The following is a 16,093-nucleotide window of genomic DNA, read 5'->3' as shown; positions in this document are numbered from 1 at the left end:
ACCTTCACCTTTCAACTATGACGACCTGCAAAAAAGCCGAAAGCGAGTTATCAGTGACTCGCTCCCGGCTCGAACAACGCTTCAAGAATGGCCGTTAACGGGACGAGATCGCTTTGTAGTAGCCCTCAAACGTCTCGAGGCGATTCTCGATAACCGAGGCGTTATGTCGCTCGAAAGAAACCGCTCGCTCATCAGGCGATACATAGGTAGCGCCTAGCTCTTTCAATGAAGTCCATTGGGCATAACCGCCTTTCTGATGCAGCTTGGGAATTTTTATCGCCCTGAGCGTCGAATCATCCGAGCCTCGGGGCGGAATAACGGCAGTGCCAGAAGGTGCATCGTCGATAAACGCATACTCGGCGACGGCAGGGCCAGGCTTCAGGCTCAGCACCGGTTCAGGATCGAACGTGAAGTAGCCCTCGCTGGTCAGATGGGCACAGGGAAACTCTGGCCAGGAATCGGCAGCAACCAATTGCTCCGGGTGGCTCAAGTCACCAATGACAACATATTGATGGTCAAAGTTGGTGGCTTTGACAATATGTATTTCAGATGTCCGGGGCTGGTTCGCGAGGATCGAGAACGTCACTTTCGAATTCTCCGAACAGTTCCCACCCTTGATGTTGATAGCGGCCTGTGCAGCTTCGGCAATGGTGAGCTCGGCCGTAGGCAAACCGGTAACCAAGTCGATCTTTCGGAGATTTTTCAGTGCGGCGATAGCCGATCCGCCTTTTTCCCAGATGCTCGGTAGTTGGTTGCCGGACAACGGGAGAAGCTCCTTGGCGCGGGTGATCGCACGCTGTGCCATGTTCAAATCGGCCATGGTCTGCGACGAGACTTCAATGACCTTCTCGGTTGCGCTCATATGCTCGCCCAGCATCTCCACGTAGCTATGCAAATCAGCCAGTGTGCCCGACGGAGCGTTGCCTGCTTTCGCTGCGAGGGCCAGCGATTCATATTGATCCGTACGTTTTGTTCTCTTCAGGTAACGAGCAGTCATTCCCAGCTCCCGCTGCGAATCCGACAAGGGCGTTGGTTCACCGTCCATGAACATGTTGTTCAGTAGTTCGGTGAATTGCTCAGGGGACAGCATTTTTTTCAGCTCGGGCAACAGTTCGACACTCTGGCGCATTGTTGCAGTCACCAAAGGGCTGTCGACTGCATCGTGAAACGCCCACTGGAGATAATTCAGGTCCTGTCCCGACAGGTTCTCATGTATTAATTTCAACCCATTCAAATAGTCTTTTTTTACCGACGGCAAAGGCTCAGAAGAATAGGCCCGCCCGACAAGGTCTTTAAAAACCTCCAGGGTATTCAGCGAATCCGACTCCACACCCTCCACATTGGATGCACCTCCACGCAGACGAAGCAAAGCGGGATTAAAAGCCGGTGGTATCGGGACCGGGAACTGCGCAAGTATCGTGGACAACCTGTCAGGCCTTACTGCGTGGTCACGTACGGCCTGCTTCAGTGTCTGAACGTCACTCCTGCGAATATTCAAACCGGTCAGTTCGGCATCCGGGAGTGCCTGCAAGATCGAGGAGTAGAGATCAGTCTCTGCGTGCAAGGCATGACCTTGATCATCGTAAGCCTGGAAGCTGCCATCTACGCGCGAGACTATCGTGCGTTTAAGCGTGGCGTGCTCTGTACCGATACTGTCCAGCACCCCGCCTTCGTACTCGAACAGCCTGACTTGAATGGACACATCCGAGGGCCAGCCCGGCAGGTTCTCAAGCGAATGCAGTACCAGCGTTTCGGTATCGAAGCTTTCGACCGACGCCAGGTAAAGCCCCTCATAAGCACGAGCAACTCTCACTTCCTCACGCGCATAGAGCGCCAGCCCCTTGAGTCGCGATGGCAAGCGCCCTTGGGCGACTATTTGCAGTTCCTCGGGTGTGGCGACCGCCAGCAACTCTTGCGCAACAGCGCCAGGCAGACCCGGCATTTCGGACTGAACCGCTTGTACCTGAGTACTCCAGCGCAACTCGTGCTCTTTGTAACGAGCATTGAACATGAAGTTTCGCTTGGCGCTGGCACGCCGTGCGATTTCCGCCCGAAGGATTTTTGCATGAGCCCCCGTAGTCGTGACCGACGCGCCGAAAACGTCTTCCATCAGTGTTTTTGTTTCACCTTCATCAAGGTGCGAAAGCAAGGTTGCAATCAGGTCGCCATCGTTCAAGCGGTCCTCGTTTATCCGCACAGGAACAGAATCGTTGGAGCCTGTCTGCCAAGTGACGCTTCCATCGCGCGCGACAAGTTGCAGTGGCCTTTCTCCGGGCCACACGCCATCCAGCAGTTGCAACTGTGTGCGTACATCGGCCTTCAGGTAGTGCTGTGGTTGTTCACTGCTGATCTGATCGATGAACGCCTGAATATCCCGATCAATCCTGAATCGCGTAACGGTATCGCTCAATAAGGGCAATGGCGGCTCATTGTCGATGTACATCCGGCGCATCGCGTCGACATGGGTGCGGCTGACCGTGCGGATGTCGTCGAACGAATCGGTCAAACCATCAAGCGGCGGCCCCATCCGCGCCATCAGCGTTTGCTCATCCCACGACTGAGGCTGCTCGCCTTCGATCACGAATGCCCCCGCCCCGTTACTCTCGACCACAGGTTGATAGGCATCTGGCCGGGTTGGATGCTGCACCCGGTGCTTGCCGGTTTGCGGGTCGTTTTTGAGTTCGAAGTGAGACGTATCGAGGCGCAGGATCGGCTTGCCGTCGTGCTGATGCAGCCACAATTCGTCGGGCTTTGAATCGGCAGCCAGAACCAGTGCCTTTTGCTGGTAAGGCTCAAGATTCTGCCCCCACAGACGTTGTTTGCCAGTGGCCAGGGTGACCGGTTTTGCCCCTTCGATAAACGGTGACAGCCTGGAGAACGCCAGGTCGCCAATCTTGATGCCGCCAGCAAACGCTGCCAGTTGAACCACGCTTTCGGTGAAGCCGATCAGCTGTTCAGCGGCCTCCAGATACAATCCTTCAGACAGATCGAGTACACCTTCAACCACTTCACTGACCAACTGATAAGCCGTATAGGCCAGCATCAATTCACCCAGAAAAGGCACGAAGGGGGTCACCACCAATAACGCGACATTGAAGATGTCCGAGAGCATTTTTTGCAGATTTTCAACCCACGCCCAACGCTCCGTACGATCAGCATCGGTAGTGGAAATGACCAACGCCCGGGCGTCGTTGAGAATTTTGTTTTGCTGCTGCTGATAGAGATAAACCCACAGGTCACCATTGAAACGGGTCTCGGTGTCGTTCTCGAACCGCATGACGCCATAGCGCAGGCGTGGGTTTTCTTCAGGCGTTTCTCGCCATACGGGCAGGTCCACTCCCCATTCTTTATCGTGCTGGGTGACCCGCACCAGTTGAGCATTGAGCGCGGCAAAAAAATGCCCACGCTGCTGATGGTCGACAAAGCGACTGAAGAACTGCTGATAACTGAGCCCGGACGAGGGCTGTGCAGGGGGCGACGCCTGGCCGGTATCACGTAACTGGCGAGTCAGCTCGCGGCTGAATTCGACGAGCGACGGGTACTCTTTCAACGGATGCTCGGGATCGTGCGGCACATAGGCAATGATTCGCCTGTTTGCACCATAAGGCGCATCGAGATCAGCGGCGATGAGCACAATGCCTTTCAGGAGCGTGTCGAGCATCGTCAGGTGATAGTAACGAACGGGAATACCGTCCAGGGTCAGGCCTTTAAGTCCCTTGATCATGCCCTGCACAACGACATACGCCAGCGCCCCGATGTCTTTTCTCAAGAGCGCCATTTGCAGGGCGATTTTCAGCGCGGCTTGCTGGCTTTTTATGACTCTGTGCTGCAACACCCCGCGGGCCAGACCATCGGTGGGGCGCAAGTAACTTTCCAAATAGTGTTTGTACCTGGCGCCAATATCCAACTCGCGACACAGCGCCGTGAATTGCTCAATGGACATAGCGCTTCGAATTTTCTTTATATCAAAGTGTCCCTGCGCATCGGGTCGGGAGATAAACTCCGACCCCGACAAAAACACCTCGGCACTTGAAAAGTTGTGCAGCGCCGCATCCAGCAAGGAAACTGTACGACTGCTCGCACCGCCATCAAAGTTATGGCCCCACGGAGACAACTTTACCTCGGAGTACAACTTCAGAAACGTTTCCCTGACGTCATCTTCAACCCCGTATTTTTCCTTTAACGCCTGACGCAGCACTGGCTCGGCAAATGAACGGACGTCTTGCAAATCCATCAGCATTTTGTCGACATCATTCTGCGACGACCAGCTTGCCTCCAGGGCGTTGAGCATGCTGAGGTGTTCGGCTTGGGAAGCGTTTCTGATCCACCCAGGAATGCCTGCACCGCCCACTTTTAACCTCCGAAGCCTTTGCGGCGTCGCCAGGGTCAGCCAGGCAGGAAGCGCACGTTCTATAAATTCATGGTGAATACTTGCCTGAGTAACGTGAGCAGGCGACGTACTGTTTGTTGACGACGAAACCATCTGACACTACCTGAATTAATTATTTGAATGAACAGCCCCTTAATAAATAGTGGCGCCGCATCGCTAAAAGCGTACAACGCTCGGCGGCCCATTAATGGAGTGCAAGTCTGATTAGACCGTAAGATATTTCTTGCTGAAGTTTCATGAATCGATATAACCAACAGCCGATTCAACGTGTCATCAAACCGTTCAAAAAACCTTGTATCGACGGTAGTGCTCGGGCGTACAACCGGCCTGGCGCTGAAACATCGCGATAAACGCCGACGACGTGCTGTAGCCCATATCGAAGGCGATCTCCTGAATGCTGCGCTGGCTGTCCAGTGCTTCGATCGAAGCGAGGAAACGCAGGCGTTGGCGCCACTCACCGAAGCTCATGCCCAGTTCCCGAACAAACTGCCGGGCCAGGGTTCGTTCGCTGACGTGGATCTGCTCGGCCCACTGCGCCAGTGGCCGATTGTCGCCCGGTGATGCCTGCAAGGTTTCGAGCACACTGAGCAATCCGGCGCTGCTGGCGTAAGGCAAATAACAGTTATGCACCGGCGCTTGTTGAAGCTGATCGACCAACACCTCGGCCAGGCGCTTGTCTGCCGGGCGCTCGGGGATCTTGACGTCGCGGGCAGCGAAGTCCTTGAGGATTGCCTTGAGAATGTCACTGATCGCCAGCGTGCAGGCCTGTTGCGGCAGATCGCGACACAGTGGCGGCGCGAGGCAAACCGCGCGGTAATTGATCGGCTGGTTGCTGTAGAAACTGTGCTCGGTCTGCGGCGGCACCCACACCGCGTATTGCGGCGGCGACATGAAGCGGCTGCCGCCGATTTCCATGTGCAATACGCCGTGGGCCGAATACTCCAGCGTGCCCCACTGATGACGGTGAGCCGAGGCAAAGCGGTGGGCATCAAAGTCGGCATAGCGGAAGTACACGGGGGCCGGCAGTTCGCTGAAATCCAGCAGATCGATGTGTTTACTGTTCATGCTGTCTGTCATCAGGGGCAGGTTGTCTGGATTGAAGTATAGGCGCGCATCCAGACAGGCGATAATCACCCCGTCATCAACGTTCTGGTTTTTCCCATGCAATACGCTTATCCCCTGCTGGCCATTTTCATCTGGGCCGGCAACACCGTGATCAACAAACTGGCGGTCGGCGCGATCTTCCCCGCCGAGATCGGTTTCTATCGCTGGTTGCTCGCCGGAGTGCTGTTCACGCCATTCATGCTCAAACCGGTGATACGTCATTGGACGGTCATTCGCCCGAACCTGGGCAAGGTCTTCGTCCTCGGCGTGCTTGGCATGGCGGTCTATCAAAGCCTGGCCTACTTCGCCGCAACGCTGACCTCGGCCACCAACATGGGCATCATCCTGTCGCTGATGCCGTTGATGTCACTGGCCATGGCGATTATCAGCCTCGGCCAACGGCTGACCGCCGGCGCGCTGGCCGGTGCGGTGCTGTCGTTTGCCGGCGTGCTGGTGGTGGTTTCGTCCGGCAGCCTGGGTGCGCTACTGGAACACGGGGTCAACCTGGGCGATGCGATGATGCTGATCGCGACCCTGGCCTATGCGGTCTACAGCACCTTGCTGAAAAAATGGCAGCTGCGTTTGCCGCCGCTGGTGCTGTTGTATTTGCAGGTGCTGGTGGCGGTGGTGGTGCTGTTTCCGCTGTTCCTGGCCTCGCCAAAAGTTGGCCTGACCTTGCAGAACATTCCACTGGTGCTTTATGCCTGCCTGCTGGCCTCGATGCTCGCGCCACTGGCGTGGATGCAAGCGGTGGTGCGTCTGGGGCCAAGCCGAACCACGCTGTTCTTCAACCTGCTGCCACTGATTACCGCATTGATTGCGGCGGTGGTGCTGCATGAGCAACTGGCGCTGTATCACCTAGTGGGTGGAGTGCTGACGTTGGGCGGAGTGATTCTTTCGGAGCGTTGGACCACGGTGTTGGGCCGCACCTGATCCCCTGTGGCGAGGGAGCTTGCTCCCGTTGGGCTGCGCAGCAGCCCCAAAACAGGCGACCGCTTCGCGGTCGAGCGGGAGCAAGCTCCCTCGCCACAAAAGCGGCTAGACCCCTGCCGCCTTCAGTCGCTGCGCATGCTCGACGAATAACCGCAGCGGATCGGCGCCTTTGCCCACCAGCCCCAGCGACTGGTTGACGATGTCGAAGTGATCCAGCGGGTATTCATCGCCAATCACCGTGCCCAAATGCGAGCTGTAACGCCCGACCATACCGTCGCAATGCCCCGCTTCGCGGACGAAGGTGGTGGCGAACAAGCGACAGCTGCGGTTGGTACCGTCGAACAGGTTACCGCCACGGTCGGTCTTGCCCGGTTGCAAGGTCCCGGACCACGAGTAATAGCGCACGCCGTTGACCAACTCTGGCCCATGCCCGCCCCAGGTCTCGGGCAACCCCTGTGGATAACGCTGATTGAACAGCGCGACCCCTTCGCTGGTCAGCGAGTCGTGCGAGGCATGAACATCCACCGGCCATTTGTGCCTGGGATGACCGGTTTCCAGCAGGCCCATCAACCACGCGACCAGTTGCAACAACGCACTCAGCACACGGCCTTTCGCACTGTTGGGCGGACAGTGTTTGTGCAGGTAGTCCGCCAGCTCCGAGCCATGGTTGGGCCCCGCTACCGACGTCACCGAGGCTATCCGGTCCGGGCGCTTGGCGGCAGCGTAACGGGCGGTCAGCGAACCTTGGCTGTGGCCAATCAGATTGACTTTGCTTGCACCGGTTTCGCGCAATATTTCATCGATTTGCACTAACAACTCTTCACCGCGCACTTCGTTGGAGTTGACCGGCGAAACCTGAACCGCGATCACTGTCGCCCCACCCCGGCGCAGCGCCGAAATGATCCCGTACCAGTAGGGATAGAACAGCAGCCGAATAAAGCCGAGCATTCCCGGGACCAGCACCAAGGGATAACGCGTGGAGGTCTCTTGCGACATGGGCAGACATCCTTGTGATCGAGTAAGAAGGCCCAAGGCGGGATGCAAGATGTCGCTCACGAGCATCGCCCCCCGAGGATGACACCTTCACGACCAGTCTATGACATTCCCAGCTCGCTACTTCACACCAATCACTCACACTTAAGTAGCGGACACACCGGCGACATGACGATTATATTCAGAGACGTGTAACAGCAGCGGTCTTAGCGCAGCCAAATAATCGCACACATTCTTAATACCCCCGAAAAAAAACAACGCCTTCTTATACTAACAACCACAGAAACACCCCGCAACAATCATCGAGTTACAAACGCACACTCGACATAACGCCTCAGTTGTTTATATTTCAAATCACAGACAAGAGGTCTGCAATCAAACAACAAGGACTCTATTTATGCATATTGAACAACGCCTCGAATTTCTTGATACGCTTCCTGTTTTACCAGCTTCGAGCTTTACACCTCGAATCGCTACGTTCAGCCCACCGATCGATCCAAACAAAGAAAGCGCTACAGTCGGCCCGGAAATGATGAACATTTACATACCCGGCGTCTCGGAGCAAAACCGTAAAGACGTTGACAACTGCAAGTTACTAGTTCAAAACGCCGCAACACAACTGTATGACCCAATCAAGCAACTGCACGAGTGGTACAAGTATTACACCGAGAGCCTTGCCAAACTTGGCTGGGTCACCCAGGCGTCCCAAACCAAGGATATAAACATCCGTAAAACCGGCCTCACCATGGATGCTGTAGCCTTTGAGATACTTCAGGGCCTGGTGGGTGCAAATGCCCCCCAATTGCTGGCGCTCGCTGGCAAAGCCGTGGAAGGCGTGAAAAATAATGAAGGATTGATCAATATTTACAATCGCAATGCCAAAATTGGCTATGAAGCCAAGTTTGACATGTCGCCAGTCTGGCAAACCCGCGAAGGTTCGCCAATGATGATTCTTAACTGCACATCCGTGGATGTCAGGGAAAGCACTCGGGGCATTCTCTGGTGGAAGTCGACCACTCAATCCACCGCTGTAAAATCGGCAGCATCGGCCGTTTATCTCAACGTGGGTATCTATGACCAAATACGTGCTTCCGTTCTTAAGAAGCTTGGCCAGGCTGCCGAAGACTTCCTGGAGAGCATTCCGGGTTTCTAATAATTACATTCAAGTGAATTGATGAAAACCGAGGCCAATGAGCACTCATGGCCTCCGTTCCCGTCAACCCGCTTTCATTTCATTTTCCCGGAGCTTTTATGAAGTCTATGACACCCGACATTTACGTCGTTGACGGAAACATTACACTTTTTTACGGCTCACACTCCGAAGGCTATAAAAAAGATATTTTGCATTCCAGCCTACTGGCGCAACTGATTGCCAACAGCACTCCCGATACTGAGCTCAATGCTTACCGAAAAACCCTGAACACCTTGTTCTGGACAGTCAACAGCTTCGAAAGCCGAACGATCAAGAAAGAACCTTCGAGCCTTTTGACCCTTGCAAAGACAGGTTTATCCAGCGCATTAATGGAAGGGCAATTACAACAACTTAGCAACGCATTTACCATCATAAAACAGCTGCCTGATGATTCCCCGATCATTGAGGCGATAGTGAATAAAATTCAAAGAAAATACATTCCCGACGTTAACCCCGGCAACTTTTTAGCCAGTGAAAACTCCACTTTCAGCATCAGCACGCTTCTGACAATTGTATTCGAAAACAAAACAACCCTTTCACTACAAATATCGTTCAAAACTTCCCGCTCCGTTGACATCACAATTCTCGATCAAGTGATCTCCCAAAAGACTATTCTTGGCGACCCCGAGACCTTCTTATGGTCTACCCATCTGCTGGAAGACAAGTACGACGCCATCAGAAGCCAAGTAACTGGAAAGCTGGGTAGCAAGGTAGACACCCACCTTTTTCACGTAAATCCAACTGCATTAATACACTAAATGAAAGACTGAAGCGCCAAAGGCATGCGGGGCATTAATGGCGTTTCGAACGCCATTGACGCTCAAAGCCGCTGTCGGGGCCTTCTTCAACCCTTGACGGTCTTCGGTGCCTTACCTGCCTTCATCTGCTCCAACAATGGTGCGCACTGATTCGGCTCACCGCCACTCGGCGCTACCAATGCCAGCAACCCTGCCGCCGGACCGGCAATCACGCCCAGCGCCACCATCCCCGCGCCCCGCAACATCAGCGGCACACCCTTCACACCGGTATCCGGCTTGATGAACTTACCGCGCACATACAGCGGCGAACGCAACGAGATCAGCCGCACGCCCTTGGACTCCGGCGTGATGGTCAGGTCGAGCTGCTCAGTGGCCATGTTCGCCGTGCCGTCGATGTAGACAATCGCGTTCTCGGTGTCGAACACAAACAGCCGGGAGGTCGCCAGACCGGTCTTGACGTCGAAGTCTGCCGCCGCGCAGTTGATCTTCACGTCCTGGTCGCCAAAGATTTTCCCGACCACATAATTGCCGACGTTCAGCCCGGCCAGTTCCATCAATTGACGACTGATCGCACCGTCATTCATCAACAGCTTCAGATCACCATTGGCGCTGCCCAGCAACGCGGCCACCGAGTTGCCGTGACCAGCGAGATCGGCGTCACCGTTGAGTTCCCCAAAGCTGGTTTTCATCGTTTCGAAGCTCGGGAACAGCTGCTTGAGTTTAAAGCCGCGCGCGGTCAGTTTCGCCCGCCCTTCCAACGGCGTGGCAAGGCCGTTCAGACGGATCTGCGCATCGAGCTTGCCGCCCGCTACGCCAAAGCGCAGAGGCTCCAGGCTGATCTGGCCATCGTTGAGCACCAGGTGCGTATAGAGATCGGTAAACGGCAGCTTCTCGCTTTGAACGATGCGTTTACCGGTGAATTCGACATCCGCGTCCATATCGCGCCAGCGCTCGGTATGGAACTCCTCGACCGGCAACACCTTGTCCGCCGGCTGCTTGCTTTCGCCGCCGCGAGCCTTTTGCTTGGCGTTGGAGTCGGCGCCGATCAACGGCGCGAGGTCGGCGAGCAACAATTGATTGGAGACCACCGCACCGCTGAGCTTGGGTCGTGGCTGGCTGGCGACATACGTCAGGTCGCCGTGAATATCGCTGCTGCCGATGGTGCCGTTGAATGCCTCGTAGTGGAACTTTGCACCATCCGACTGGCGCAGGTTGGCAATCAAGTGACCGTCGGTAGTGTAAGGCGGCGAAGCCGGCAGGGGTACGCCGGTCAAGGGATAAAGATTGCCGAGGCTGGTGCCGGCCAGCTTCAGGCGCAGGTCCAGCGCGCCGAGATTCAGCGGGTCGGTCAGGGTGCCGGCCAATTCGACGCTGGTATCGGCAATCTTCACCTGCGCGTGCAACGGGAACGGCTTGGCCGCGTCCTGTAATGCCAGCAGCCCGCCGACCTTGCCTTCGCCCGCCAGTTTCTGACCGTGGTACTGGCCTTTGACCTTCAGCGCGAACACATAGTCTTGCAGCGCCGAGCCCTTCTCCAGAGCTTTCTTCGCGGCTTTATCACCGACGATGTCGCTGAACGGGATCGGCTTGCCCAGCAGGTCGATCAGCAGGTCGAGCTGAGTGTTCAAGGTCTGGTCGTCGAGGGTGACGTGGCCCTTGTCGAAGCCAATCGCACCGATGTCTACCACCCAGCGAGACGGTTCGGCGTTCGGGTCTTTCGGATCGAACTTGAAGGTCCAGTTGGCACGACCATCGGCCAGACGTTGCAAGTCGGCATTGGGCTCAGTGAGGTCGATACGCGGGATCACCACCCGCTGCGCCAATAGCGCCAAAGGCGAAATCCGCAACTCGACGCGCTTGAGGCTGACCATTTGCGGCTTTTTCGACCAGTCCGGGTTACCCAGGCTCAAGTCCTCGGCCATCACATGCGGCCACGGCACCCAGGCGCGCCAACCGCCTTCATCGACTTCACGTTTCCAGGCCACCGTCAGGTTGCCGTTGATGGCAAAGGGGCGGTGCAGTTCTTCGGAGACTTTGCTGTTGAGCGGCGGTTTGATCCGGTTCCAGTCGAAGAACGCGATGATCAGCACCAGCACGGCCATCAGCAGCACGAGGCTGCCGACAACCCAGGCGAGAATTTTACGAGTGCGCGTCATTGCACAGAACTCCTGATTGCGACTCAGCGCCCTGACTGCGACGCCTGCATAGAAACGTTAGGCCAAAAATCGGCCGATTATAGGAGCTACGACTGGCAAATGACCCGCAGGTTTAACGCTCCTTCCATTCAGACATGAAAAAACCAACTTTCCTGACCGATCAGACAGCTCGCGTTACCCGCCCCCGCACTTTTTCGACCCGCAAGTGAGTCGAAAATACCCACCTCGGTGCAAAAGCGCTCCGCGGAAACGTCCGTTCTAGAGGCTTTCCGCCGAACAATCAATTCCGTTGATTATTACCATTGTCTTTATGAACTTTTATATCGACTTATCGAGAGTAGCATTAACTTCGTACCCACTTTATAGCCCTCCCAAGGAGCAACCGATCATGAAACGCCAAGTACTGCTTAGCCTGACCCTTTCGATGTTAGCCAGCACCGCTTTTGCCCTGCCAGCTGCCGATCAGGCAACTCCGCAAGTCAAATCCAGCCACTCGGTTTACAGCCAAACGGTTGCCGATGGTGCCAATGGTAACGAACGCCTGAAAGAAAAAGGCCTGATCACTCAGGACGGCTACGACAAGACACCACAAGGTCAGACCCTGGCTTCTGACGGTTCCGATCGCACTCCACAAGGTCAAACCCTGGCTTCCGATGGTTCCGATCGCACCCCACAAGGTCAGACCCTGGCTTCTGACGGCTCCGATCGCACCCCACAAGGTCAGACCCTGGCTTCTGACGGCTCCGATCGCACCCCACAAGGTCAGACCCTGGCTTCTGACGGCTCCGATCGCACTCCACAAGGTCAGACCCTGGCTTCCGACGGTTCCGACCATACCCCACAAGGCCAAACCCTGGCTGAAGGTGGTGGTGACCGTGTGATCGAACGCAACGCTAGCCTGAGCTAAGGCCATGCTGGCCCGGAAAAAAGCCCGATCTCCTGGATCGGGCTTTGACTTTATGTAGCTTGTACTCCCCGCCTCACCTTCCTTTACTCAAGTTCGACGCCAGCAAAGCTGATTTGCTAGAGTGCGCCGCTGTCCTTGATTAGAAGTCAGCCGCCTGATGCTGCCCCGCGCCGAACAGAAACAACAGACCCGCAACGCCTTGATGGACGCTGCCCGCCACCTGATGGAATGCGGCCGAGGATTCGGCAGCCTAAGCCTGCGTGAAGTGGCGAAAACCGCTGGTATTGTCCCGACCGGTTTCTACCGGCACTTTACCGACATGGATCAGCTAGGGCTGGAACTGGTCAGCGAAGTCGGCCAGACCTTCCGCGAAACCATCCGCCTGGTGCGCCACAATGAATTCGTCATGGGCGGGATCATCGATGCCTCGGTGCGAATTTTCCTTGATGTAGTCGCGGCCAACCGTTCGCAGTTCCTGTTTCTGGCGCGCGAACAATATGGCGGCTCGCTGCCAGTGCGCCTGGCCATCGGCAAACTGCGCGAAAACATCAGCTCGGACCTGGCCGCCGACCTGTCCTTGATGCCCAAACTGCAACACCTCAATTTTGCCGGGTTGTCGGTCATGGCCGACCTGATTGTCAAAAGCGTGTTCGCCACCCTCCCCGACATCATCGACCCGCCAGCCGAAGCCTTGCCCGCGCACCTGACGCCACAGGCAAAGATCACTCAACAACTGCGCTTTATCTTTATCGGTCTCAAACACTGGCAAGGGTTGGGCAGTACCGAGTAGCCAATGCTCGTTCCCACGCTCTGCGTCACTGCCGAAGCGGACGCAGAGCGTCCAGTGAGGCATTCCCGCGCAGAGCATGGGAACGATCAACATCTTTTTGCGCTACAAATTGGTGCATACAAAACCCCCGCGCACCAAACCCACCCGCACTTATTCAAAATCACGCAACATCCAGAAACACCTTCTACGCTCTGACAGGGTTTTCCTACGTCTCGTCCGATTGGCAAGCCCCTTGCTCTAGCCTGAGCATTGTCCTTTGCTGGAAGCCTTCCAATGCTGGTGATTCATCGCAGAATCGACCCTCAACCCGTCTGGGCCGCCGAGTTGCACCTGAACTTCGAGGCGCGCAGTAAAAGTCGCCTGCGCTGTTTCAGTGCCGAAGGTGAAGACGTCGGGTTGTTTTTGGAGCGCGGGCAGCCGCCGCTGTACGACGGCGAATGCCTGGAGGCCGAAGACGGCCGCATCGTCCGTGTCTGTGCCCGTCCCGAGCAACTACTGCATGTCACCTGCGCCAACGCCTTCGAACTGACCCGCGCCGCCTATCACCTGGGCAACCGCCACGTTGCCCTGCAAGTCGGTGATGGCTGGCTGCGCCTGCTTGACGATTACGTGCTCAAAGCCATGCTCGAACAGCTGGGTGCGCAGACCGCAAACATCGAAGCACCGTTCCAGCCGGAGCACGGCGCCTATGGCGGTGGCCATCACCATTCGCGGCACGGCGACGAGGACTTCAACTATCCACCGAAACTGCATCAGTTCGGCGTACGCATATGAACCCGGCCTGGGCGCTGCTGCGTCTGGCCAGCCCGCAATTGCCGATTGGCGGCTACAGCTATTCACAAGGCCTGGAAATGGCTGTGGATAACGGCCGCGTTAGCGACCCGGAATCGGCCAAACGCTGGATCAGCGATCAGTTGCTGTTGAACCTGGCGCGCTTCGAAGCTCCGCTGCTGCTCGCCCATTGCACTGCCGCCGCCAATGGAGACTGGCCACAGTTGCTGCAACGCTGTGAGGAACACCGCGCCAGCCGGGAAACCCGTGAGCTGCATCAGGAAAGCCGGCAAATGGGCTATTCGCTGCAGCAACTGCTCAACGGCTTACCGGAACTGGATGACGTCGCCCGCAGCTTTCTCACACAACGCAGCGAACCGCATCTGGCCCTCGGCTGGGCGCTGGCCGCCCGCGCCTGGCAGATCAGCCCGCAAGACGCACTCGCCGCCTGGCTCTGGAGCTGGCTGGAGAATCAATTGGCGGTGTTGATGAAAACCCTGCCGCTGGGCCAGCAAGCCGCGCAACGGCTCACCAGCGAACTGCTGCCGCTGCTGCAACAGGCTCAGCAGAACGCCTCAACCCTTGACCCCCAACACTATGGCAGCGCGGCTTTCGGCCTGTCCCTGGCGTGCATGGCCCATGAGCGCCAGTACAGCCGTCTGTTCCGTTCCTAGCGCCTGTTATTTTGGAGAATCACATGAACACACAACCTCTGCGCGTCGGTATCGGCGGCCCGGTCGGTTCCGGCAAAACCGCGCTGACTTTGGCGCTGTGCCTGGCGTTGCGTGATCGCTACAACCTGGCGGTGGTCACCAACGACATCTACACCCGCGAAGACGCCGACTTTCTGGTGCGCAACGAGGCCCTGGCCCCCGAACGGATCATCGGCGTGGAAACCGGCGGCTGCCCGCATACGGCGATCCGCGAAGATGCGTCGATCAACCTCGAAGCGGTGGATCAACTGAATCGACGCTTTCCCGGTCTCGATCTGATTCTGGTGGAGTCCGGTGGTGACAACCTGTCGGCAACCTTCAGCCCGGAACTCTCGGACCTGACGATCTACGTGATCGATGTCTCGGCCGGCGACAAGTTGCCGCGCAAGGGCGGACCGGGGATCTGCAAATCCGACCTGCTGGTGATCAACAAGATCGACCTGGCGCCGCTGGTAGGCGCATCGCTGTCAATGATGGACAGCGACACCCAACGCATGCGCGGTGGCAAGCCGTTTGTCTTCAGCAATCAGAAAACCGGCCAGGGCCTTGAAGAAATCATCGCCTTCATCGAGCGCCAGGGGCTGCTGACCGCAGCCTGAAACTTATCCACAGGCGTTATCAACAAGGAAGCTTACTCATGACACTCAAACGCATCTTCGCCGCCGCAGCCCTGCTGCTCACGCCCGCACTGGCCTTCGCCCACCCTGGTCATGGCGACAACGGTTTGCTGGCCGGCATCAGCCATCCGATTGGCGGTCTCGACCATTTGCTGGCGATGCTCGCCGTGGGATTGTGGGCCGCGCAACAAAAGGGCGCAGCACGTTGGGCACTGCCGTGTACCTTCGTCGGCGTCATGCTGATCGGCGGCCTGCTCGGGTTTGAAGGCTTGAACCTGCCGGCGCTGGAGAGCGGGATTGCCGCCTCGGTGCTCGCACTGGGCCTGGCGGTGGCATTGGCGGTGCGTCCACCGTTGAGCCTGGCGATTGGCGCGACGGCACTGTTTGCCTTGTTCCACGGCGTGGCGCATGGCCTGGAGCTGCCGGAGATGTCCAGCCCTTGGGCGTATGCCGCTGGCTTCGTCGCCGCGACCGCAACCCTGCATGCCGCCGGTTATGCGTTGGTGCGCGTATTGCCTCAGGCCGCTGCGCCGCTGGTTCGGTTGGCCGGCGCTGCTTCAGCGGCAACCGGAGTCTGGTTGCTCGCCGGCTGACTCTGTGGCGAGGGGGCTTGCCCCCGTCGGCCGGTCCGTGCTCGGGCGAAGCAGCCGTAAAAATAACGCGAATGCGATTTTAGGACCGCTTCGCGCTCCAACGGGGGCAAGCCCCCTCGCCACAAAAACAGCATCGTGCACAACTCCTGCTACCATGTCGCGCAAACACTCCTGCC

13 protein-coding genes are annotated in these 16,093 nt (G+C 57.0%); 9 read left to right on the top strand and 4 right to left on the bottom strand.

The window, feature by feature from the left end:
- Window positions 1-94: 94 nt before the first annotated feature.
- Together AO353_RS13455 and AO353_RS13450 are read right to left on the bottom strand one after the other, a co-directional pair.
- Complete coding sequence (locus tag AO353_RS13455; RefSeq protein ID WP_054595405.1) at window positions 95-4,483, bottom strand: dermonecrotic toxin domain-containing protein; 4,389 nt, start codon at window positions 4,481-4,483, stop codon at window positions 95-97.
- 189 nt (window positions 4,484-4,672) lie between these two features.
- Window positions 4,673-5,455: an AraC family transcriptional regulator gene (locus AO353_RS13450; RefSeq protein ID WP_173859974.1), complete on the bottom strand. Its 783-nt coding sequence runs from the start codon at window positions 5,453-5,455 to the stop codon at window positions 4,673-4,675.
- Between the two features lie 96 nt (window positions 5,456-5,551).
- On the opposite strand from AO353_RS13450, the gene AO353_RS13445 reads away from it, so the two are divergent.
- Entirely contained in the window at window positions 5,552-6,427 is an 876-nt protein-coding gene (locus tag AO353_RS13445; RefSeq protein ID WP_054595404.1) for a DMT family transporter, read from the top strand.
- A gap of 105 nt (window positions 6,428-6,532) precedes the next feature.
- Here AO353_RS13445 and AO353_RS13440 read toward each other — a convergent pair whose 3' ends face one another.
- Complete coding sequence (locus tag AO353_RS13440; protein ID WP_054595403.1) at window positions 6,533-7,423, bottom strand: esterase/lipase family protein; 891 nt, start codon at window positions 7,421-7,423, stop codon at window positions 6,533-6,535.
- 394 nt (window positions 7,424-7,817) lie between these two features.
- Here AO353_RS13440 and AO353_RS13435 point away from each other — a divergent pair, with 394 nt between their 5' ends.
- Window positions 7,818-8,573 (top strand): hypothetical protein, encoded by a 756-nt coding sequence (locus AO353_RS13435; RefSeq protein ID WP_054595402.1) that lies wholly within the window; start codon window positions 7,818-7,820, stop codon window positions 8,571-8,573.
- Window positions 8,574-8,620: 47 nt separating this feature from the next.
- Window positions 8,621-9,370, top strand: coding sequence for a hypothetical protein (locus tag AO353_RS13430; protein ID WP_054595401.1), 750 nt, complete (start codon window positions 8,621-8,623; stop codon window positions 9,368-9,370).
- 86 nt (window positions 9,371-9,456) lie between these two features.
- Here the strand turns inward: AO353_RS13430 and AO353_RS13425 are convergent, their stop codons facing one another.
- Window positions 9,457-11,526: an AsmA family protein gene (locus AO353_RS13425; protein WP_054595400.1), complete on the bottom strand. Its 2,070-nt coding sequence runs from the start codon at window positions 11,524-11,526 to the stop codon at window positions 9,457-9,459.
- 388 nt (window positions 11,527-11,914) lie between these two features.
- Between AO353_RS13425 and AO353_RS13420 the strand changes: the two genes are divergently transcribed.
- From AO353_RS13420 to AO353_RS13395, 6 genes are all read left to right on the top strand, one after another.
- Window positions 11,915-12,433 carry a hypothetical protein gene (locus tag AO353_RS13420; RefSeq protein ID WP_054595399.1) on the top strand — a complete coding sequence of 173 codons (519 nt, stop codon included), beginning with the start codon at window positions 11,915-11,917 and terminating at the stop codon, window positions 12,431-12,433.
- 157 nt (window positions 12,434-12,590) lie between these two features.
- Complete coding sequence (locus AO353_RS13415; RefSeq protein ID WP_054595398.1) at window positions 12,591-13,223, top strand: TetR family transcriptional regulator; 633 nt, start codon at window positions 12,591-12,593, stop codon at window positions 13,221-13,223.
- A 273-nt stretch (window positions 13,224-13,496) separates the two neighbouring features.
- Entirely contained in the window at window positions 13,497-13,997 is a 501-nt protein-coding gene (gene ureE, locus AO353_RS13410; protein WP_054595397.1) for an urease accessory protein UreE, read from the top strand.
- A complete protein-coding gene (locus AO353_RS13405) occupies window positions 13,994-14,668 on the top strand; it encodes an urease accessory protein UreF (protein WP_054595396.1) in 675 nt (224 codons plus the stop codon). Before ureE ends, AO353_RS13405 begins: the two co-directional genes overlap by 4 nt.
- 23 nt (window positions 14,669-14,691) lie before the next feature.
- Window positions 14,692-15,306 (top strand): urease accessory protein UreG, encoded by a 615-nt coding sequence (gene ureG / locus AO353_RS13400; protein WP_054595395.1) that lies wholly within the window; start codon window positions 14,692-14,694, stop codon window positions 15,304-15,306.
- A gap of 38 nt (window positions 15,307-15,344) precedes the next feature.
- Window positions 15,345-15,917 carry a HupE/UreJ family protein gene (locus AO353_RS13395; RefSeq protein WP_054595394.1) on the top strand — a complete coding sequence of 191 codons (573 nt, stop codon included), beginning with the start codon at window positions 15,345-15,347 and terminating at the stop codon, window positions 15,915-15,917.
- Window positions 15,918-16,093 lie beyond the last annotated feature (176 nt).

This window comes from Pseudomonas fluorescens (genome assembly GCF_001307155.1).
GTDB classification, from domain to species: domain Bacteria; phylum Pseudomonadota; class Gammaproteobacteria; order Pseudomonadales; family Pseudomonadaceae; genus Aquipseudomonas; species Aquipseudomonas helvetica.
The sequence above is the reverse complement of the archived record's forward strand: the minus strand, read 5'-3'. Positions and strand labels throughout refer to the sequence as shown.

Excerpts from the sequence above, each read along its gene's own strand:
- AO353_RS13455 (WP_054595405.1), bottom strand. The coding sequence starts at position 4,483 with ATGGTTTCGTCGTCAACAAACAGTACGTCGCCTGCTCACGTTACTCAG.
- AO353_RS13450 (WP_173859974.1), bottom strand. The coding sequence starts at position 5,455 with ATGAACAGTAAACACATCGATCTGCTGGATTTCAGCGAACTGCCGGCC.
- AO353_RS13445 (WP_054595404.1), top strand. The coding sequence starts at position 5,552 with ATGCAATACGCTTATCCCCTGCTGGCCATTTTCATCTGGGCCGGCAAC.
- AO353_RS13440 (WP_054595403.1), bottom strand. The coding sequence starts at position 7,423 with ATGTCGCAAGAGACCTCCACGCGTTATCCCTTGGTGCTGGTCCCGGGA.
- AO353_RS13435 (WP_054595402.1), top strand. The coding sequence starts at position 7,818 with ATGCATATTGAACAACGCCTCGAATTTCTTGATACGCTTCCTGTTTTA.
- AO353_RS13430 (WP_054595401.1), top strand. The coding sequence starts at position 8,621 with ATGGCCTCCGTTCCCGTCAACCCGCTTTCATTTCATTTTCCCGGAGCT.
- AO353_RS13425 (WP_054595400.1), bottom strand. The coding sequence starts at position 11,526 with ATGACGCGCACTCGTAAAATTCTCGCCTGGGTTGTCGGCAGCCTCGTG.
- AO353_RS13420 (WP_054595399.1), top strand. The coding sequence starts at position 11,915 with ATGAAACGCCAAGTACTGCTTAGCCTGACCCTTTCGATGTTAGCCAGC.
- AO353_RS13415 (WP_054595398.1), top strand. The coding sequence starts at position 12,591 with ATGCTGCCCCGCGCCGAACAGAAACAACAGACCCGCAACGCCTTGATG.
- ureE (WP_054595397.1), top strand. The coding sequence starts at position 13,497 with ATGCTGGTGATTCATCGCAGAATCGACCCTCAACCCGTCTGGGCCGCC.
- AO353_RS13405 (WP_054595396.1), top strand. The coding sequence starts at position 13,994 with ATGAACCCGGCCTGGGCGCTGCTGCGTCTGGCCAGCCCGCAATTGCCG.
- ureG (WP_054595395.1), top strand. The coding sequence starts at position 14,692 with ATGAACACACAACCTCTGCGCGTCGGTATCGGCGGCCCGGTCGGTTCC.
- AO353_RS13395 (WP_054595394.1), top strand. The coding sequence starts at position 15,345 with ATGACACTCAAACGCATCTTCGCCGCCGCAGCCCTGCTGCTCACGCCC.